Origin of the sequence: Streptomyces puniciscabiei (assembly GCF_006715785.1) — a bacterium.
Lineage (GTDB): Bacteria > Actinomycetota > Actinomycetes > Streptomycetales > Streptomycetaceae > Streptomyces > Streptomyces puniciscabiei.
Genome location: NZ_VFNX01000001.1, coordinates 5,631,655 through 5,646,702, shown reverse-complemented (window position 1 = coordinate 5,646,702; position 15,048 = coordinate 5,631,655). Strand labels below are relative to the sequence as shown.

The 15,048-nt window shown below is 71.3% G+C and carries 15 protein-coding genes and 1 pseudogene; 7 read left to right on the top strand and 9 right to left on the bottom strand.

What is annotated here, in order from left to right; all coding sequences use genetic code 11:
• The first annotated feature begins 120 nt into the window (after positions 1 to 120).
• Positions 121 to 1,374 (top strand): glycosyltransferase family 39 protein, encoded by a 1,254-nt coding sequence (locus FB563_RS26130; RefSeq protein WP_055707548.1) that lies wholly within the window; start codon positions 121 to 123, stop codon positions 1,372 to 1,374.
• Positions 1,375 to 1,611: 237 nt separating this feature from the next.
• Positions 1,612 to 2,640 carry a phosphatase PAP2 family protein gene (locus FB563_RS26125; protein WP_055707549.1) on the top strand — a complete coding sequence of 343 codons (1,029 nt, stop codon included), beginning with the start codon at positions 1,612 to 1,614 and terminating at the stop codon, positions 2,638 to 2,640.
• 98 nt (positions 2,641 to 2,738) lie between these two features.
• Here FB563_RS26125 and FB563_RS26120 read toward each other — a convergent pair whose 3' ends face one another.
• The gene (locus FB563_RS26120; RefSeq protein WP_055707550.1) at positions 2,739 to 2,954 is read right to left on the bottom strand and encodes an I78 family peptidase inhibitor; all 216 of its coding nucleotides are present in this window, start codon (positions 2,952 to 2,954) and stop codon (positions 2,739 to 2,741) included.
• Positions 2,955 to 3,357: 403 nt separating this feature from the next.
• Between FB563_RS26120 and ctaD the strand changes: the two are divergent.
• Positions 3,358 to 5,043 (top strand): annotated as a pseudogene (ctaD, locus tag FB563_RS26115) (aa3-type cytochrome oxidase subunit I); the annotation flags it as partial.
• Here the strand turns inward: ctaD and FB563_RS26110 are convergent.
• Positions 4,934 to 5,980: a helix-turn-helix transcriptional regulator gene (locus FB563_RS26110; protein WP_079048899.1), complete on the bottom strand. Its 1,047-nt coding sequence runs from the start codon at positions 5,978 to 5,980 to the stop codon at positions 4,934 to 4,936. The pseudogene ctaD and the gene FB563_RS26110 overlap by 110 nt on opposite strands.
• Before the next feature lie 76 nt (positions 5,981 to 6,056).
• Positions 6,057 to 6,749, bottom strand: a complete 693-nt coding sequence (locus FB563_RS26105; RefSeq protein WP_055707552.1) for a LysM peptidoglycan-binding domain-containing protein — start codon at positions 6,747 to 6,749, stop codon at positions 6,057 to 6,059.
• Between the two features lie 539 nt (positions 6,750 to 7,288).
• Here FB563_RS26105 and FB563_RS26100 point away from each other — a divergent pair.
• Both FB563_RS26100 and FB563_RS26095 read left to right on the top strand, forming a co-directional pair.
• Positions 7,289 to 8,074 (top strand): hypothetical protein, encoded by a 786-nt coding sequence (locus FB563_RS26100; RefSeq protein ID WP_055707579.1) that lies wholly within the window; start codon positions 7,289 to 7,291, stop codon positions 8,072 to 8,074.
• 67 nt (positions 8,075 to 8,141) lie between these two features.
• A complete protein-coding gene (locus FB563_RS26095; protein WP_055707553.1) occupies positions 8,142 to 8,540 on the top strand; it encodes a hypothetical protein in 399 nt (132 codons plus the stop codon).
• A gap of 62 nt (positions 8,541 to 8,602) precedes the next feature.
• Here the strand turns inward: FB563_RS26095 and der are convergent, their stop codons facing one another.
• The 5 genes from der to aroH form a co-directional block, all read right to left on the bottom strand.
• Positions 8,603 to 10,087, bottom strand: coding sequence for a ribosome biogenesis GTPase Der (gene der, locus FB563_RS26090; RefSeq protein ID WP_055707554.1), 1,485 nt, complete (start codon positions 10,085 to 10,087; stop codon positions 8,603 to 8,605).
• A gap of 75 nt (positions 10,088 to 10,162) precedes the next feature.
• A complete protein-coding gene (locus FB563_RS26085; RefSeq protein ID WP_234357832.1) occupies positions 10,163 to 10,765 on the bottom strand; it encodes a lysophospholipid acyltransferase family protein in 603 nt (200 codons plus the stop codon).
• Between the two features lie 53 nt (positions 10,766 to 10,818).
• Positions 10,819 to 11,514, bottom strand: coding sequence for a (d)CMP kinase (gene cmk, locus FB563_RS26080; protein WP_055707556.1), 696 nt, complete (start codon positions 11,512 to 11,514; stop codon positions 10,819 to 10,821).
• 115 nt (positions 11,515 to 11,629) lie between these two features.
• Complete coding sequence (locus FB563_RS26075) at positions 11,630 to 12,715, bottom strand: prephenate dehydrogenase (protein WP_055707557.1); 1,086 nt, start codon at positions 12,713 to 12,715, stop codon at positions 11,630 to 11,632.
• Positions 12,712 to 13,074 (bottom strand): chorismate mutase, encoded by a 363-nt coding sequence (aroH, locus tag FB563_RS26070; RefSeq protein ID WP_055707558.1) that lies wholly within the window; start codon positions 13,072 to 13,074, stop codon positions 12,712 to 12,714. The genes FB563_RS26075 and aroH overlap by 4 nt, the downstream gene beginning before the upstream one ends.
• A gap of 146 nt (positions 13,075 to 13,220) precedes the next feature.
• Here aroH and FB563_RS26065 point away from each other — a divergent pair, with 146 nt between their 5' ends.
• Both FB563_RS26065 and FB563_RS26060 read left to right on the top strand, forming a co-directional pair.
• The gene (locus tag FB563_RS26065; RefSeq protein WP_055707559.1) at positions 13,221 to 13,607 is read left to right on the top strand and encodes a Rieske (2Fe-2S) protein; all 387 of its coding nucleotides are present in this window, start codon (positions 13,221 to 13,223) and stop codon (positions 13,605 to 13,607) included.
• A gap of 22 nt (positions 13,608 to 13,629) precedes the next feature.
• A complete protein-coding gene (locus FB563_RS26060) occupies positions 13,630 to 14,373 on the top strand; it encodes a nucleotidyltransferase domain-containing protein (protein WP_055707560.1) in 744 nt (247 codons plus the stop codon).
• On the opposite strand, the gene FB563_RS26055 is transcribed toward FB563_RS26060, so the two are convergent.
• A complete protein-coding gene (locus FB563_RS26055; RefSeq protein ID WP_055707561.1) occupies positions 14,299 to 15,048 on the bottom strand; it encodes a nucleotidyltransferase domain-containing protein in 750 nt (249 codons plus the stop codon). The two genes, FB563_RS26060 and FB563_RS26055, sit on opposite strands and share 75 nt — an antisense overlap.

Genomic DNA, 15,048 nt, shown 5'->3' with positions numbered 1-15,048 from the left:
GGGACACGTGGCGGACCTCTCACACGCTGGACGGAACCCGTGTGGCGTACGCCACGTCGTTCCCTCTTGACCACGCCCCTGGGGCCGTTCCGGTTCCATCGCCCGTCGATAATCGGGTCCGTGACCGATCTCGACGCGCGCGTGGCCCCACCCCGCGCCCCACTCCTGCGCCGGGCGGCACCGGCCCTCCTGGGCTATGCGGCCGTGCGTGCCCTGGGGCTGGTCGTGCTGGCGCTGTGGAGCGCCGCGCGTGGCAAGAGCGCGTACACCCTGCTGACCGCGCGCTGGGACTCGCTCTGGTACACGCGGGTCGCCGAACTGGGGTACGGCTACGAGGTCCGGCTCCCCAACGGCGACGTGCACTCCAATCTGGCGTTCTTCCCGCTGCTGCCGTGGCTCGAGCGGCTGGGGCACGCGGTCGCACCGCTGTCGTACGCGGACGCCGGCTTCGCCGTCAGCCTGCTCGCCTCGCTCGGCGCGGCCTGCGGGATCTTCGCCGTCGCCGACCGGGTGTACGGCCCCCGGGTGGGGATCTGCGCCGTTGTGCTGTGGGCGGTGCTGCCGGTCGGGATCGTGCAGTCGATGGCGTACAGCGAGTCGCTGTTCACGGCGCTGGCCGCCTGGTCCCTGTACGCGCTGCTGACCGGACGGTGGATCACCGCGGGCGCCCTGGCGGCGCTGGCGGGGCTGACCCGGCCGGTGGGGGCGGCGGTGGTCGCGGCGGTATGGGTGGCGGGCGTGGTCTCGTTCGTGCGGGACCGGAGCGTGAAGCGCACCCCCGGCGCGTACGACGACGAGCGCGCCCCGGCGCCCACGCCGGGCGTGTCCGATGGCACGCAAGCCCCAGCGCGCGCACCGGGCGCACACACCGCCCCCGCATGGCGCCGCGTGCTCGGCATGGCGCTCGCTCCGCTCGGCGCCGCCGGTTATGTGCTCTGGGTCGGGCAGCGGACCGGGCAGGGAGTATTCGGGTACCTGGACGTTCAGGCCGGATGGCGCAACGGGTTCGACGGAGGCTATGCGTTCGCCCGCTTCGTGGCCGACAAGTTCACGTCATTTCCGTCCGCGTTCGCCGGCGCCGGGCTGATCGTCGGGGTGGCCCTGCTGCTGTGGCTGTACATGAGCGGCGTCCGCGGGCGTCAGCCGGTCGAACTGCTGGTGTACACGGGTGTCGTCCTGGCCCTCGCCCTGTGCGCGTCGAGCTACTTCGGCTCCAAGCCGCGGCTGCTGATGCCCGCCTTCCCCGTGCTGCTGCCGCTCGCCGGTGCCCTCGCCCGGCTGCGCACGTCCCGATCCGTGCTGGTCACGGCCGTGTTGGCGGTCGCCACGGCGGTCTACGGGGCGTTCTGGCTGAACGGCTCCGGCCCTCCTTGATCGACTTCTCCGGCCGATGACGCTCGGGAAAATTCCGCGCCAGGACCGGGTTAACGCATTCATAAGCGCCATATAAACAACGCCCGGCATGATCAAAGGAATTGCAGAGAACGACCTCACAGGATTGCGGAATGCCTGGAATTCGAGCCGCCCTTGAGAGGTTTCCCACATCACATCGTCATCACAAACCCGCTGATTCGACCGGGAACACAGCTCACTCGCTGTAACGTCGATTGGGTGCGTACCGAACGAAACCTCACCCGGCGTCTGGACCGGGTGTTCGCCAGACTCGACCGTGAGCCGGAACGACCGGCCCACATCGATGTGCCAAGGATGAGCAGGCACCGGGTCGTTCTGTTCACCGCGACCCTGGCTTTCTACCTGGCGATCGTGTGGGCCGTGGTGATCACGTCCTGGCTGGTCCGGCTCGACTGGCAGGTCATGTTCTTCCGGCCGTACCAGCAGTGGCCGCAGATCCACGCCTTCCTCGACTATTACGTGGTGCTCGGCCAGCGCGGCCCCACCGCGGTGATGGTCGCGGCCTGGCTCGGCTGGCGCTCCTGGCGGCAGCACACCCTGCGTCCGCTGCTCACCCTGGCCACCTCGCTGCTGCTGCTGAACATCACGGTCGGCGCCGCCAAGTACGGCATGGGGCGCCTCGGTCCGCACTACGCGACCGTGATCGGCTCGAACGAGATGATGCGGGGCGGCGATATATTCCCCAGCGGCCACACCGCCAACGCGGTCGTGACCTGGGGCATCCTGGCCTATCTGGCCTCCACCCCGAGAGCGCGCCGCTGGCTGTCCGCGCTCTCCGCGATCACCTCGCTGGGCGTCGGCCTCACCACCGTCTACCTCGGTACGCACTGGCTGAGCGACGTGCTGCTGGGCTGGGCCGCCGGCCTGCTGATCCTGCTGGCCCTGCCGTGGTTCGAGCCGCTGATCGCCAAGGCCGAGGACGCGCTGTTCGACCTGCGCGACCGCTGGCGCGCCCGCCGCGGCCGGCCCGTGCCCGAACCGGTGGTCCCCGTCACGCCGGTGGTGCTCCGGCCGCGCGGCGCCCCGGCCGAGCAGCCGGCCCCGGCGCCCGAGCCCGTCGCCTCGACCCGCGCCTCCAGAGGGCTGGTCCATCTCGCCCCCGGTCCGCACACGACCCGTTCGGAACGCACCCCGGTCACCCCGGCGGGCAGCCGCCGCCCGCCACACACCGACCACCGCCTACCGCGCGGCACGACCCAGCCGGTCAGGCCCCTGACGGGCGGTTGACCTACCGGCAGTCGTTCGTCCGGGGCTCCGTAGTGGCTCGTCGCGCCCACGCGGCGGTAGCCGCATACCGATACAGCCCCGCGCCCCTTCGGGGCGCGCTACCCCTTCCAGGCGCGGGACACCACACCGTCCCGCACCTCGAAGTTCAGCCGCCCCACCCGGTACTCCATGGTGATGATCGCGCCCGGCGGCAGTGACCGTACCGTCGACCACCCCCGCTGCCGGGCGAGCCGCTCGGCGTCCGTGGCGTCGAGGCCGACGTACCCTTCGGGACTGTCCTGGGGCTCCGCCGGCGGAGTGGGAATCGGTGCCATGCCGCCACGCTACCGCGCCGCGCAAGGTAAGAGTCGTATCAGGCTCCCGTCACACTTGTGTCACAGCCACACGGTCGCGTATCCCTCGAACTCCCTCACACGTACGAGGGTTTCCGCAGCGCCCGCCGGGGCAATCGAACAGAATTCACGCCCCCCTGAGCAGTGCGTCGAATTACCCGGCGGAAAGTTCCCCGCCGCGATCCCGGCAGCGTCCGCAGGTCTCATTCCCTTCTCGGCAATCAGGAACCGCCGCCGGGGCAACTGACACCGCATAGGAATTTCACGGATTCAGCACATTCCCACCGCACGCCCCCTGTCGGAGCGGGCGGCACCGCGAGCATCATGGCGCCGGTCCGCGGGTACGCGGGGCCCGGGCGCGACGATGCGGAGGGGCGGGCGAGCGATGGGGACCGGGACGGCAGGGGCGACGGCAGGGCCGGTGCGCGGCAGGGACCGGGCCGGGCGGGTGGTGGTCGACTGGCTCACCATCACCGACCACAAGAAGATCGGGCACCTGTACCTGATCACGGCGTTCGGCTTCTTCCTGGCCGGTGGCGTCATGGCGCTGCTGATGCGCGCCGAACTGGCCCGGCCGGGACTGCAGATCATGAGCAACGAGGAGTACAACCAGCTTTTCACCCTGCACGGCACGATCATGCTGCTGCTCTTCGCGACCCCGAGCTTCGCGGGCTTCGCCAACGAGCTGATGCCGTTGCAGATAGGCGCGCCGGACGTGGCGTTCCCCCGGCTGAACATGCTGTCGTACTGGCTGTTCGCCTTCGGGGGGCTGATCGTGCTCGGCTCGCTGTTCACCCCGGACGGGCCGGCCGACTTCGGCTGGTTCGCCTACGCGCCGCTGAACGACTCCCTGCACTCCCCCGGCATCGGCCCCGACCTGTGGATCATGGGGCTGGCCCTGTCCGGCTTCGGGACCATCCTCGGCGCGGTCAACTTCATCACCACCATCGTCGGGATGCGCGCGCCGGGCATGACGATGTTCCGGATGCCGATCTTCACGTGGAACACGCTGTTCACGTCGATCCTGATCCTGCTGGCGTTCCCGGTGCTGGCGGCGGCGCTGCTGGTGCTGGAGGCGGACCGGCGGTTCGGCGCGCGGGTGTTCGAGGCGGCGAACGGCGGGGCGCTGCTGTGGCAGCACCTGTTCTGGTTCTTCGGGCACCCCGAGGTGTACATCATCGCGCTGCCGTTCTTCGGGATCATCACGGAGATCATCCCGGTGTTCAGCCGTAAACCGATCTTCGGTTACCTGACGCTGGTCGGCGCGACGATGGCGATCACCGGGCTGTCGGTCGTGGTGTGGGCGCACCATATGTTCGCGACCGGCGCGGTGCTGCTGCCGTTCTTCTCCTTCATGTCGTTCCTGATCGCGGTGCCGACGGGCGTGAAGTTCTTCAACTGGACCGGCACCATGTTCAAGGGCTCGCTGTCCTTCGAGACGCCGATGCTGTGGGCGATGGGCTTCCTGGTGACGTTCCTGTTCGGCGGCCTGACCGGGGTGCTCCTGGCGTCCCCGCCACTGGACTTCCACGTCACGGACTCGTACTTCGTCGTCGCGCACTTCCACTACGTGGTCTTCGGCACGGTGGTCTTCGCGGTGTTCGGCGGCTTCTTCTTCTGGTGGCCGAAGTTCACCGGGAAGATGCTGGACGAGCGGCTCGGGAAGATCCAGTTCTGGACCTTGTTCGTCGGCTTCCACACCACGTTCCTGGTGCAGCACTGGCTGGGCGCCGAGGGCATGCCCCGCCGGTACGCCGACTATCTGGCGGCCGACGGCTTCACCGCGCTCAACACGGTCTCGTCGATCGGCGCGTTCCTGCTGGGCCTGTCGACGCTGCCGTTCCTCTACAACGTCTGGAAGACCGCCAGGTACGGCGAGAAGGTCGAGACGGACGACCCCTGGGGCTACGGCCGCTCCCTGGAGTGGGCGACCTCCTGCCCGCCGCCCCGGCACAACTTCGTCACCCTGCCCCGGATCCGCTCGGAGTCCCCGGCGTTCGACCTGCACCACCCGGAGTACGCCGAGAAGGAGCAGCAGCCGTACCCCGCGCCAGAGCCGCATCGAGCCGGTCCCGGAGCCGGCTGATCTCCTCGGTCAGCTCGGCGGGCTCGATCACCTCGAAGGGGAAGCCGGTCATCAGGACGTGAATGACCATCACCTCCAGGTTCGGCGCGCCGCTGCGCAGGAGGCAGGCGTCCTCGCCGTCGGCCTCCAGCGTCCCGGCGGACGGCGAGATCCGCTCGGCGGCCTCGTGCAGCGGCACCAGCAGCCGTACGCAGGAGTGCGTGGCGTACGCGCGCGTGGAGACCCCCGTCGAGACGTAGGCGGCCAGGTCCTCGGCGGGCGGCTCGCGCGGGGTGAAGCGGGGCCCGTGCGGCGGCCTGGGGGTGATGCGGTCGACGCGGAAGGTCCGCCAGTCCGCCCGGTCGACGTCCCAGGCGACCAGGTACCAGCGCCGCTCGGTGCACACCAGCCGGTGCGGCTCGACGGTACGGCGGCTGTCGGCGCCGTCGTGCGTGCGGTACGCGAAGCGCAGCCGCTCGGCGTCCCGGCACAGGTTGGCCAGTTCGGTGAGGAGCGCCGGGTCGACGTCCGCGGCCGGCGGGCCGCCGCGCAGCATCGGCACGGTGAAGGCGTTCAGGGCGCTCACCCGGCGGCGCAGCCGGTCCGGCAGCACCTGTTCGAGCTTGGCGAGGGCGCGTACGGAGGTCTCGCCGATGCCCTCGATGCCCTGCCCGGCGGCGGTGCGCAGGCCGACGGCCACGGCCACGGCCTCGTCGTCGTCCAGCAGCAGCGGAGGGAGCTGGGCGCCCGCGCCCAGCTGGTAGCCGCCGCCGGTGCCGGGGCTGGCGTTGACCGGGTAGCCCAGCTCGCGCAGCCGGTCCACGTCCCGGCGGACCGTGCGCGTCGTGACGCCGAGCCGGTCGGCGAGTTCGGCGCCGGACCACTCGCGGTGGGCCTGGAGCAGCGAGAGCAGGCGCAGCAGGCGTGCCGAGGTCTCCAACATGGGCCGAGTCTGTCAGGGAACGCGGACAGCCGCTGTCCTCGACGGGCAGCGGCTGTTCTGCGCGGGTGCTCGGCGCTCAGAGCGCGAGGCGCTGGCCGGGCAGGATCAGGTTCGGGTCCTCGCCGATGACCTTCTTGTTGTCGGCGTAGATCCGCTGCCAGGTGGTCCCGTGCCGCTCGGCGATGACGCTCAGGGTGTCGCCCGCGCGGACGGTGTAGTCACCCGTGCCGCGGGACTCGCTGCGGTTGGTGTGGCCGGCCGGGCGGTCCGGCGTCTTCGCCGGGGCGGACCGGGTCGGGGCGGACTTGGCCGGGTCGGACTTCGTCGTCACGCTGCCCTTGTCGACGCCCGTACCGGTGGTCGCGGCCGCCGGGGCTGCGCCGGAGGCTCCGGCGCGGGCCGAGCAGACCGGCCAGGCTCCCCAGCCCTGGGCCTGCTGGACCTTGGCGGCGACGGCGATCTGGGCGCTCCTGGAGGCCTGGTCGGCCGTCGGGGCGTAGGCGGTGCCGCCGTACGCGCGCCAGGTGCCGGCGGAGAACTGGAGCCCGCCGTAGTAGCCGTTGCCGGTGTTGATGTGCCAGTTGCCGCCGCTCTCGCACTGGGCGATGCGGTCCCACACTCCGTTGTCCGCCGCGGCGGCGTTGCCGGTGGCGGCCAGCAGGCCCAGCGGGGCCAGCAGCGCGGCTCCGGCCAGCGCGGCCGTCGTACGGCCCTTGCGGGCACCCTCGGGACGGGCGGTGTTGCGGGTGGTATCGGCACACTCGGACATGTAATTCCCTCTCCACGAACCCGGGCTCCCCCGGGCGGAGCACGCCTCGCCGCGCAGGACCGCGGTTGCTCGTGCCCGCCCCGTCCGGGTGACCGGTGCCGGCGTTCGTGCTCTGCCGGTGCCGGGCGTCGGACGTACCCGAGCGGTGCTCGTTGCACACGGCGGAGGAATGTAGGGAGGATCAGCGGTCGGAATCAACCAACTCCCTGTCATTCGAGGCCAGTTGCCTGTTACCGATGGTATCGGCGATTTTCGGCCACCCACTACATTCGCTGATTTCCTGATTTGTCGACCAGTGGCCGAGGCGAGCTGTGACTCACTTCACCCCGTCAAGTTCCTTGACGCGGCGAGGAGTTGACCGTGAGTAGCGCATTCCGGACCGACGGTGACCGTGTGCGCTGGTTGGTTCGAACCGGTTGTGCCCGGGGCGTGACTCCCACCACAGGACGTCCGTTGTCTTCTTCATGAGCCCGGAACCCCGGAACTCAGCGGCCGGGAGCCACCCGGTCGCCCTCAGCACGCATCCCGAGGGAGCCACCGTGCCGCGCATGCTCGACGTCAGTGACGCCGTACGCGCCGAGATCGGCGACGAAGAAGCCGACCGGCTGCTCGCCGGAGAGAACGCCCCGGGCAGTTACGACTGCACGTCCTGCCGCACCCCGGGCGACTCCGAGCAGGAGCGCACCAGCACTGTTCTGTTCGTCGGCGACGAGACCGCCGTCCTCGCCTTCGCCCACGCCAGCTGCCTGCCCTCGCAGGTCGTCCAGGTCACCGAGGAGCAGCTGCGGGGCGCGGTCCGGTCCATCGGCGGCATCGCCGCGGCCCCGGGCGAGCCGCAGCAGGCCGCGGCCGAGCAGGCGGTGCTCGGCGTGACCAGCGGGCTCGTCCTGATCGAGGGCGAACTGCACCCCGCGCTCGTCGTCGAGCCGACCTCGCCGATCGTGCGCCCGGGCTCCACCGGGGCCGGTGACGACTTCCTGCCGCTGCTCATCGAGCAGGGGTTCATGCCGCTGACCGAGCTGGCGTCCGTGCCGCCGGTGCTGCACGGCTGGTCGGTGCTGCTCGCCGTGGGCCGGCTGCACGCGGTGCTGCAGCCCTCGGCGCACGGCGGGCAGCCGGTCGCCTGGTGGCAGGCGCATCAGCCGCTGCAGGTGACGGACAGCTGGCGGGCCGCGGCGAACAAGCACCAGCAGGTGCTGATGTTCGCGGCGCCGGTGGGTTCCATCGGCCGGCAGCCGCGGGAGGATCTGCTGCGGGAGTCTCTCGACAAGGCGGCGGCGGAGGGGAAGCTGGTGGCCGCGGCGCTTCCTCTCGCCGGTACCTGAGAGCCCCGCGCTCCTGAAAGCCGTACAGGGGCCGCATCTCTTCGCAGGTCCCGTCGTTTGGACATACGTGCACGCATACGACACTCCCCCTCCCCGCCGGTCCGCCTTCGTCTCCGTTCCGTCTGCCCGGTTGGCGCAGGACGGGGGCGGGGGGGCCTCGGCCACGCCGATCTACGATTCGCTCTACGCGGAGTGGGTGAAGACCTTCCGCACGCTGCCGGGTGACCGGAGCGGGGAAGAAGGGCTGAGGTTCTGCCCGTTCGGGAGCCTTCCGGACCGTACGGGCTCCTACGGGGGCCACCGGCCGGGGTCGTTCAGCAGCTCGTACAGCGCCTACAGCGCGGGCGCGTACAGCGCGCGGCAGCACTCGCAGTGGCAGCGGGTGAGCACGCTGGGGCGGCAGCAGGACACCGGGATGCAGCACGTTCCGGCGGCGCTGCCTCCGGGTCCGCGCCGGGGCATGTGAGCGGCGTACGGTGAAGGGCGGCACCTGGATCTCCAGGGGCCGCCCTTCACGTCGTACCGCCGTTACTTCTTCTTCGTGCCGCGCTTCTCGCGCACCCGCACCGAGATGTGGATCGGGGTGCCCTCGAAGCCGAACTCCTCGCGCAGGCGGCGCTCGATGAAGCGCCGGTAGCCCGCCTCGATGAAGCCGGAGGCGAAGAGGACGAAGCGCGGGGGCTTGGTGCCGGCCTGGGTGCCGAACAGGATGCGCGGCTGCTTGCCGCCCCGGATGGGGTGCGGGTGGGCCGAGACCAGCTCGCCGAGGAAGGCGTTCAGGCGGCCGGTGGGGACGCGGGTCTCCCAGCCTGCCAGCGCGGTCTCGATGGCCGGGACCAGCTTCTCCATGTGGCGGCCGGTGCGCGCCGAGACGTTCACCCGCGGGGCCCAGGCGACCTGGCCGAGCTCGGTCTCGATCTCCCGCTCCAGGTAGTAGCGGCGCTCCTCGTCGAGGGTGTCCCACTTGTTGTAGGCGATGACCACCGCGCGGCCCGCCTCGACGGCCATGGTGACGATCCGCTGGTCCTGCACGGAGATGCTCTCGGAGGCGTCGATCAGGATGACGGCGACCTCCGCCTTCTCCACCGCCGCCGCCGTACGCAGGGAGGCGTAGTAGTCGGCGCCCTGCTGGAGGTGGACGCGCTTGCGGATGCCCGCCGTGTCGACGAACTTCCAGGTCACGCCGCCCAGTTCGATCAGCTCGTCGACCGGGTCGCGGGTGGTGCCGGCCAGCTCGTTGACGACGACGCGCTCCTCGCCGGCCACCTTGTTCAGCAGGGAGGACTTGCCGACGTTCGGGCGGCCGATCAGGGCGATGCGGCGCGGGCCGCCGATGCCGGCCCCGCCGAAGGTCTCGCGCGGCGCGTCCGGCAGCACCTCCAGGACCGCGTCCAGCATGTCGCCGGTGCCGCGGCCGTGCAGCGCGGAGACGGGGTGCGGTTCGCCGAGGCCGAGGCTCCACAGGTAGGCCGCGTCGGCCTCGCCGCTCGGGCCGTCGACCTTGTTGGCGCACAGCACGACCGGCTTGCCGGCCTTGCGCAGCAGCCGTACGACCGCCTCGTCGGTGTCGGTCGCGCCGACCTTGGCGTCCACGACGAAGACGACCGCGTCGGCCGCCTCGATCGCGTACTCGGCCTGGGCGGCCACGGAGGCGTCGATGCCGAGGACGTCCTGCTCCCAGCCGCCGGTGTCGACGACCTTGAAGCGGCGGCCGGCCCACTCGGCCTCGTAGGTGACGCGGTCACGGGTGACACCGGGCTTGTCCTCGACGACCGCCTCGCGGCGGCCGATGATCCGGTTCACCAGGGTCGACTTGCCGACATTGGGGCGGCCGACGACGGCGAGCACGGGCAGCGGACCGTGGCCCGCCGCCTCGATGGCGCCCTCGACGTCCTCGATGTCGAAGCCCTCTTCCGCGGCGAGCTCCATGAACTCCGCGTACTCGGCGTCGCCGAGAGCCCCGTGGTCGTACTCGTGCTCAGCCGAGTCGCCGGGCTGGATGTCGTCGTTCATGTAGTCCGTACCTCGTCGTTCTTCGTGGTGATCGGTGGAAGGGCCCTGCCGGGACGAACCCCGTGGGCCGATCCACTACTCAAGTGTCGCCTGGCGCCCGGTCAGGCGCCTGGCGTTTTCCAGGTGGCTGGTGAGCTGCTTCTGGATGCGCTCGGTCGCCTCGTCCAGCGCCCTTCGGGTGCGCCGCCCGCTGCCGTCGCCCGCTTCGAAGGGATCGCCGAACACGACGTCGACGCGGGAGCGCAGGGGCGGGAGCCCCTTTATCAACCGTCCCCGCCTCTCGGAACTTCCCAGTACGGCGACGGGGACGATCGGCGCCCCGCTGCGTACGGCGAAGTAGGCGAGCCCGGCGCGCAGCGAGGCGAAGTCGCCCTCGCCCCGGGTGCCCTCCGGGAAGATGCCCAGCACTCCCCCGGCCTCCAGCACACCCAGGGCCTGGGTGATCGCGGTGCGGTCGGCGGTGGCGCGGTCCACCTTCAGCTGGCCGATGCCGGTCAGGAAGGGCTCCAGCGGGCCGACGAACGCCTCCTTCTTGATCAGGAAATGCGTCGGCCGGGGTGCCACGCCCATGACCATCGGGCCGTCGATGTTGTGGGAGTGGTTCACCGCGAAGATCACCGGGCCGGTGGCCGGCACCTTCCAGGCGCCGAGCACGCGCGGCCTGAACAGGCCGTACATCAGGCCGACGCCGATACGCCGGCCGACCTCGGCACCCCGCTGCGACGGCAGGCTCACTTCCCGGTCCGCTTCTCCTCGACCAGGGTGACGACGCACTCGATGACCTGGGCGAGGGTGAGCTCGGTGGTGTCCACCTCGACCGCGTCGTCGGCCTTGGCGAGGGGCGAGGTCTTGCGGGAGGAGTCGGCGGCGTCCCGCTTGATCAGGGCCTCGCGGGTGGTGTGGAGGTCGGCACCCTTCAGCTCGCCGCTGCGGCGGGCCGCCCGGGCCTCCGGGGAGGCGGTGAGGAAGATCTTCAGGTCGGCGTCCGGGAGGACGGTCGTACCGATGTCACGGCCCTCGACCACGATGCCGTGCTCGGCGCCGGCGGCGATCGAGCGCTGCAGCTCGGTGATCCGGGTGCGCACCTCGGGGACCGCGCTGACCGCGCTGACCTTGGAGGTGACCTCCTGGGTGCGGATCGGGCCCGCCACGTCGACGCCGTCGACCGTGATGGTCGGGGCGGCCGGGTCGGTGCCGGAGACGAGCTCCGGCTTGCCCGCGACGGCGGCGATGGCGGTCGGGTCCTCCAGGTCGATGCCGTTGGTCACCATCCACCAGGTGATCGCCCGGTACTGGGCGCCGGTGTCCAGGTAGCTCAGGCCGAGCTGTGCGGCGACGGCCTTCGACGTGCTCGACTTGCCCGTGCCGGAGGGGCCGTCGATCGCGACGATCACGGGCTTGGCGGTCGGGGCGGCGCCGTTTTCCACGGAGGGACACCTTCCTGGTGCGGTGCGGGCGGATGCGAGGGGGCAAGAGCGCCCTGCACAAGGTTACTGGGTTCGGGTCACTCGTCCGGACGCACGCGGGACCCGCGGCCCGCCCCTACTGCCGCAGCGCCCAGCCCCGCTCCCGCAGCGCCTCCTTCAGCACCGGCGCCGCCTTCGGCTCGACCATGAGCTGAACCAGACCCGCCTGCTGTCCGGTCGCGTGCTCGATGCGGACGTCCTCGATGTTGACCCCGGCGCGTCCCGCGTCGGCGAAGATGCGGGCCAGCTGCCCGGGCTGGTCGTCGATGAGCACGGCCACGGTCTCGTAGACCCGGGGAGCGGACCCGTGCTTGCCGGGTACCCGCACCTGGCCCGCGTTCCCGCGGCGCAGCACGTCCTCGATGCCGGCGGTGCCCTCGCGCCGCTTGGCCTCGTCGGAGGACTGCAGGGCGCGCAGCGCCTCGACGGTCCCGCTCAGGTCGGCGGCCACGTCGGAGAGCAGGTCGGCGACCGGGCCGGGGTTCGCGGAGAGGATGTCGATCCACATGCGCGGGTCGGAGGCGGCGATCCGGGTCACGTCCCGGATGCCCTGCCCGCACAGCCGTACGGCGGCCTCCTCGGCGTGCTCCAGGCGCGCGGCGACCATGCTGGAGACCAGGTGGGGCATGTGGGAGACGAGGGCGACGGCGCGGTCGTGGGCGTCGGCGTCCATGACGACCGGGACGGCCCGGCAGTGGGAGACCAGCTCCAGGGCGAGGTTCAGCACCTCGGTGTCGGTGTCCCGGGTCGGGGTGAGCACCCAGGGGCGGCCCTCGAAGAGGTCGGCGGTCGCGGCCAGCGGGCCGGACTTCTCCCGGCCGGACATGGGGTGCGTGCCGATGTACGCCGACAGGTCCAGGCCGAGCGCCTGAAGCTCGCGGCGCGGGCCGCCCTTGACGCTGGCCACGTCGACATAGCCGCGGGCCACGCCCCGGCGCATGACGTCGGCGAGGACGCCGGCCACATGGGCGGGCGGGGCGGCCACGACCGCCAGGTCGACCGGGCCCTCGGGGGCCTCGTCGGTGCCTGCGCCGAGCGCGGCGGCCGTACGGGCCTGCTCGGGGTCGTGGTCGGCCAGGTGGACGGTGACGCCGCGCTGCACGAGGGCCAGGGCGGCGGAGGTGCCGATCAGGCCGGTGCCGATGACGAGTGCGGTTCTCACTGGGCGATGTCCTTGCGCAGGGCGGCCGCGGCGCCGAGGTAGACGTGGTTGATGTCGGCGCGGGGCCGGTCCGACTCGATGTGCGCGAGGAGCCGTACGACCCGGGGCATGGCGCCCTCGATGTCCAGTTCCTGGGCGCAGATCAGGGGCACGTCGACGATGCCGAGCTTGCGCGCGGCGGCGGCCGGGAAGTCGCTGTGCAGGTCGGGGGTGGCCGTGAACCAGATGCTGATCAGGTCGTCCGCGGTCAGTCCGTTCCGCTCCAGGACGGCGGTGATCAGGGCTCCGACCTGCTCGTCCATGTGCCCGGCCTCGTCCCGCTCGAGTTGGACGGCTCCCCGGACCGCTCGTACCGCCACGGCGCTGCTCCCTGCTGAGGTGCGGATCTTTTCTTGGTCCGTCCAGCGTAGTCAGCACGCGCGGACGGAGCGCACGGCGCCCGATCGCTGAGACGATGCGGTGAATCCGGTATGGACCGATTTCAACGTGTTGTACGGAGGCCGGCATGACTGAGGGCGCGACGCGGCGCACGGTTCTGGCGACGGGCGCGGCGGCGATCGTCGCACCTGTCGCGGCATGCGGCGGCAACGCCGACGGATCCAGTGGCGGGGACCTGGGCAGTACCAGTGACATCCCGGAGGGCGGCGGCAAAGTCTTCAAGGAGCAGAAGGTCGTCGTCACCCAGCCCCAGAAGGGCGACTTCAAGGCCTTCTCGGCGATCTGCACGCACCTGGGCTGCACGGTCAACAGGGTCGCGAACGGCACCATCGACTGCCCATGTCACGGCAGCAGGTTCCACATCGCCGACGGCTCGGTGGCCCACGGACCCGCGACCAGGCCGCTGCCCGCGAAGTCGATCAAGGTGCAGGGAAATTCGATCAAACTGACCTGAGGGGGCGGCGTACGCTCCCGGCATGCAGCCCGAGACCCTGGTCCGCGACCACACCGTCTACTCCTGCGTGATGGGTTCCCGGGCCTTCGGTCTGGCGACGGACACGAGCGACACCGACCGGCGGGGCGTGTTCCTCGCCCCCACTCCCCTGTTCTGGCGGTTCGAGAAGCCGCCCACGCATGTGGAGGGGCCGGGCGAGGAGCGGTTCTCCTGGGAGCTGGAGCGGTTCTGCGAGCTGGCGCTGCGCGGCAACCCGAACATCCTGGAGTGCCTGCACTCGCCGCTGGTGGAGCAGGTGGACGACACCGGCCGGGAGCTGCTGTCCCTGCGCGGTGCCTTCCTCTCCCGCCGGTCCTACGACACCTTCACCCGCTATGCCCTCGGCCAGCGCAAGAAGCTCGACGCCGACGTCCGTACGCACGGCGCCCCGCGCTGGAAGCACGCCATGCATCTGCTGCGCCTGCTGATGAGCGCCCGCGACCTGCTGCGCACCGGCGAGCTGCGGATCGACGTCGGGGACCGGCGGGAGCCGTTGCTCGCGGTGAAGCGGGGCGAGATGCCATGGCCGGCCGTCGAGGCGTGGATGGTCCGGCTGGCGGACGAGGCCGAGGAAGCCCTTCGGGCCACCCCGCTCCCGCCCGAGCCGGACCACGCGCGCGTGGCCGACTTCCTGTTCCGGGCGCGCCGCGCCTCAGCCCTGCAGGCGGACGCGGACCACGAGGTCGTGCAGGGCGTCGTAGGCGCTCGGCGCGTCGGGCAGGGCTGAGGCGGCCTGCGCCTCGTCGAGCACGGCGTGCAGCCGCTCCACGTCGGCCTCCACGCGCGCGTGGCCGATGCTCGCCGTCCCGTGCTCCTGCTCCGCCTTGGCCGCTATCAGCTCGGGCACGTAGGCGGGAGCGTCCACCAGGTCCAGCAGGGTGGGCAGGTGGGCCTGCACCTCGCCGCTGCGCATGAGGTGGATGCCGGTGAGCAGCACCCGGAACGTGTAGAGCAGCGGCTTGAGTTCGCCGGTCTTCTCGAACAGCCGCCACTGGGTCACCGCGAAACCCCGGTAGTGGTGGGCGTGGTGGCCGGTGAGGACACCGGGGGCGAGCGCGGCCAGCTCCCGGTGCGTGTCCCCGGTGTGCACGACCAGCGGCGAGAGCAACTGCTCCAGCACATAGCCGTTGCGGCGCAGCATCAGCCGTACGAACTTGCGCAGGTCGTGGGTGACGAGGTCCAGCTCGACGCCGTAGCGCACCCAGGTACGCGAGCGGGTCTCGTCCGGCTCGCGCAGCCCGACGAGGTCGGCCGCCGGGAGCAGATGGACGCCCCGCAGGTCCACGTCCGAGTCCTGCGAGGGGAAGCCGTACAGGTGGGCTCCGGACACGGTCGCGAACAGCATGGGGTCGGGCTGCTGCGCGACCACGGGCTTCAGGTCGATGTCGAGGTCGTCGATCAT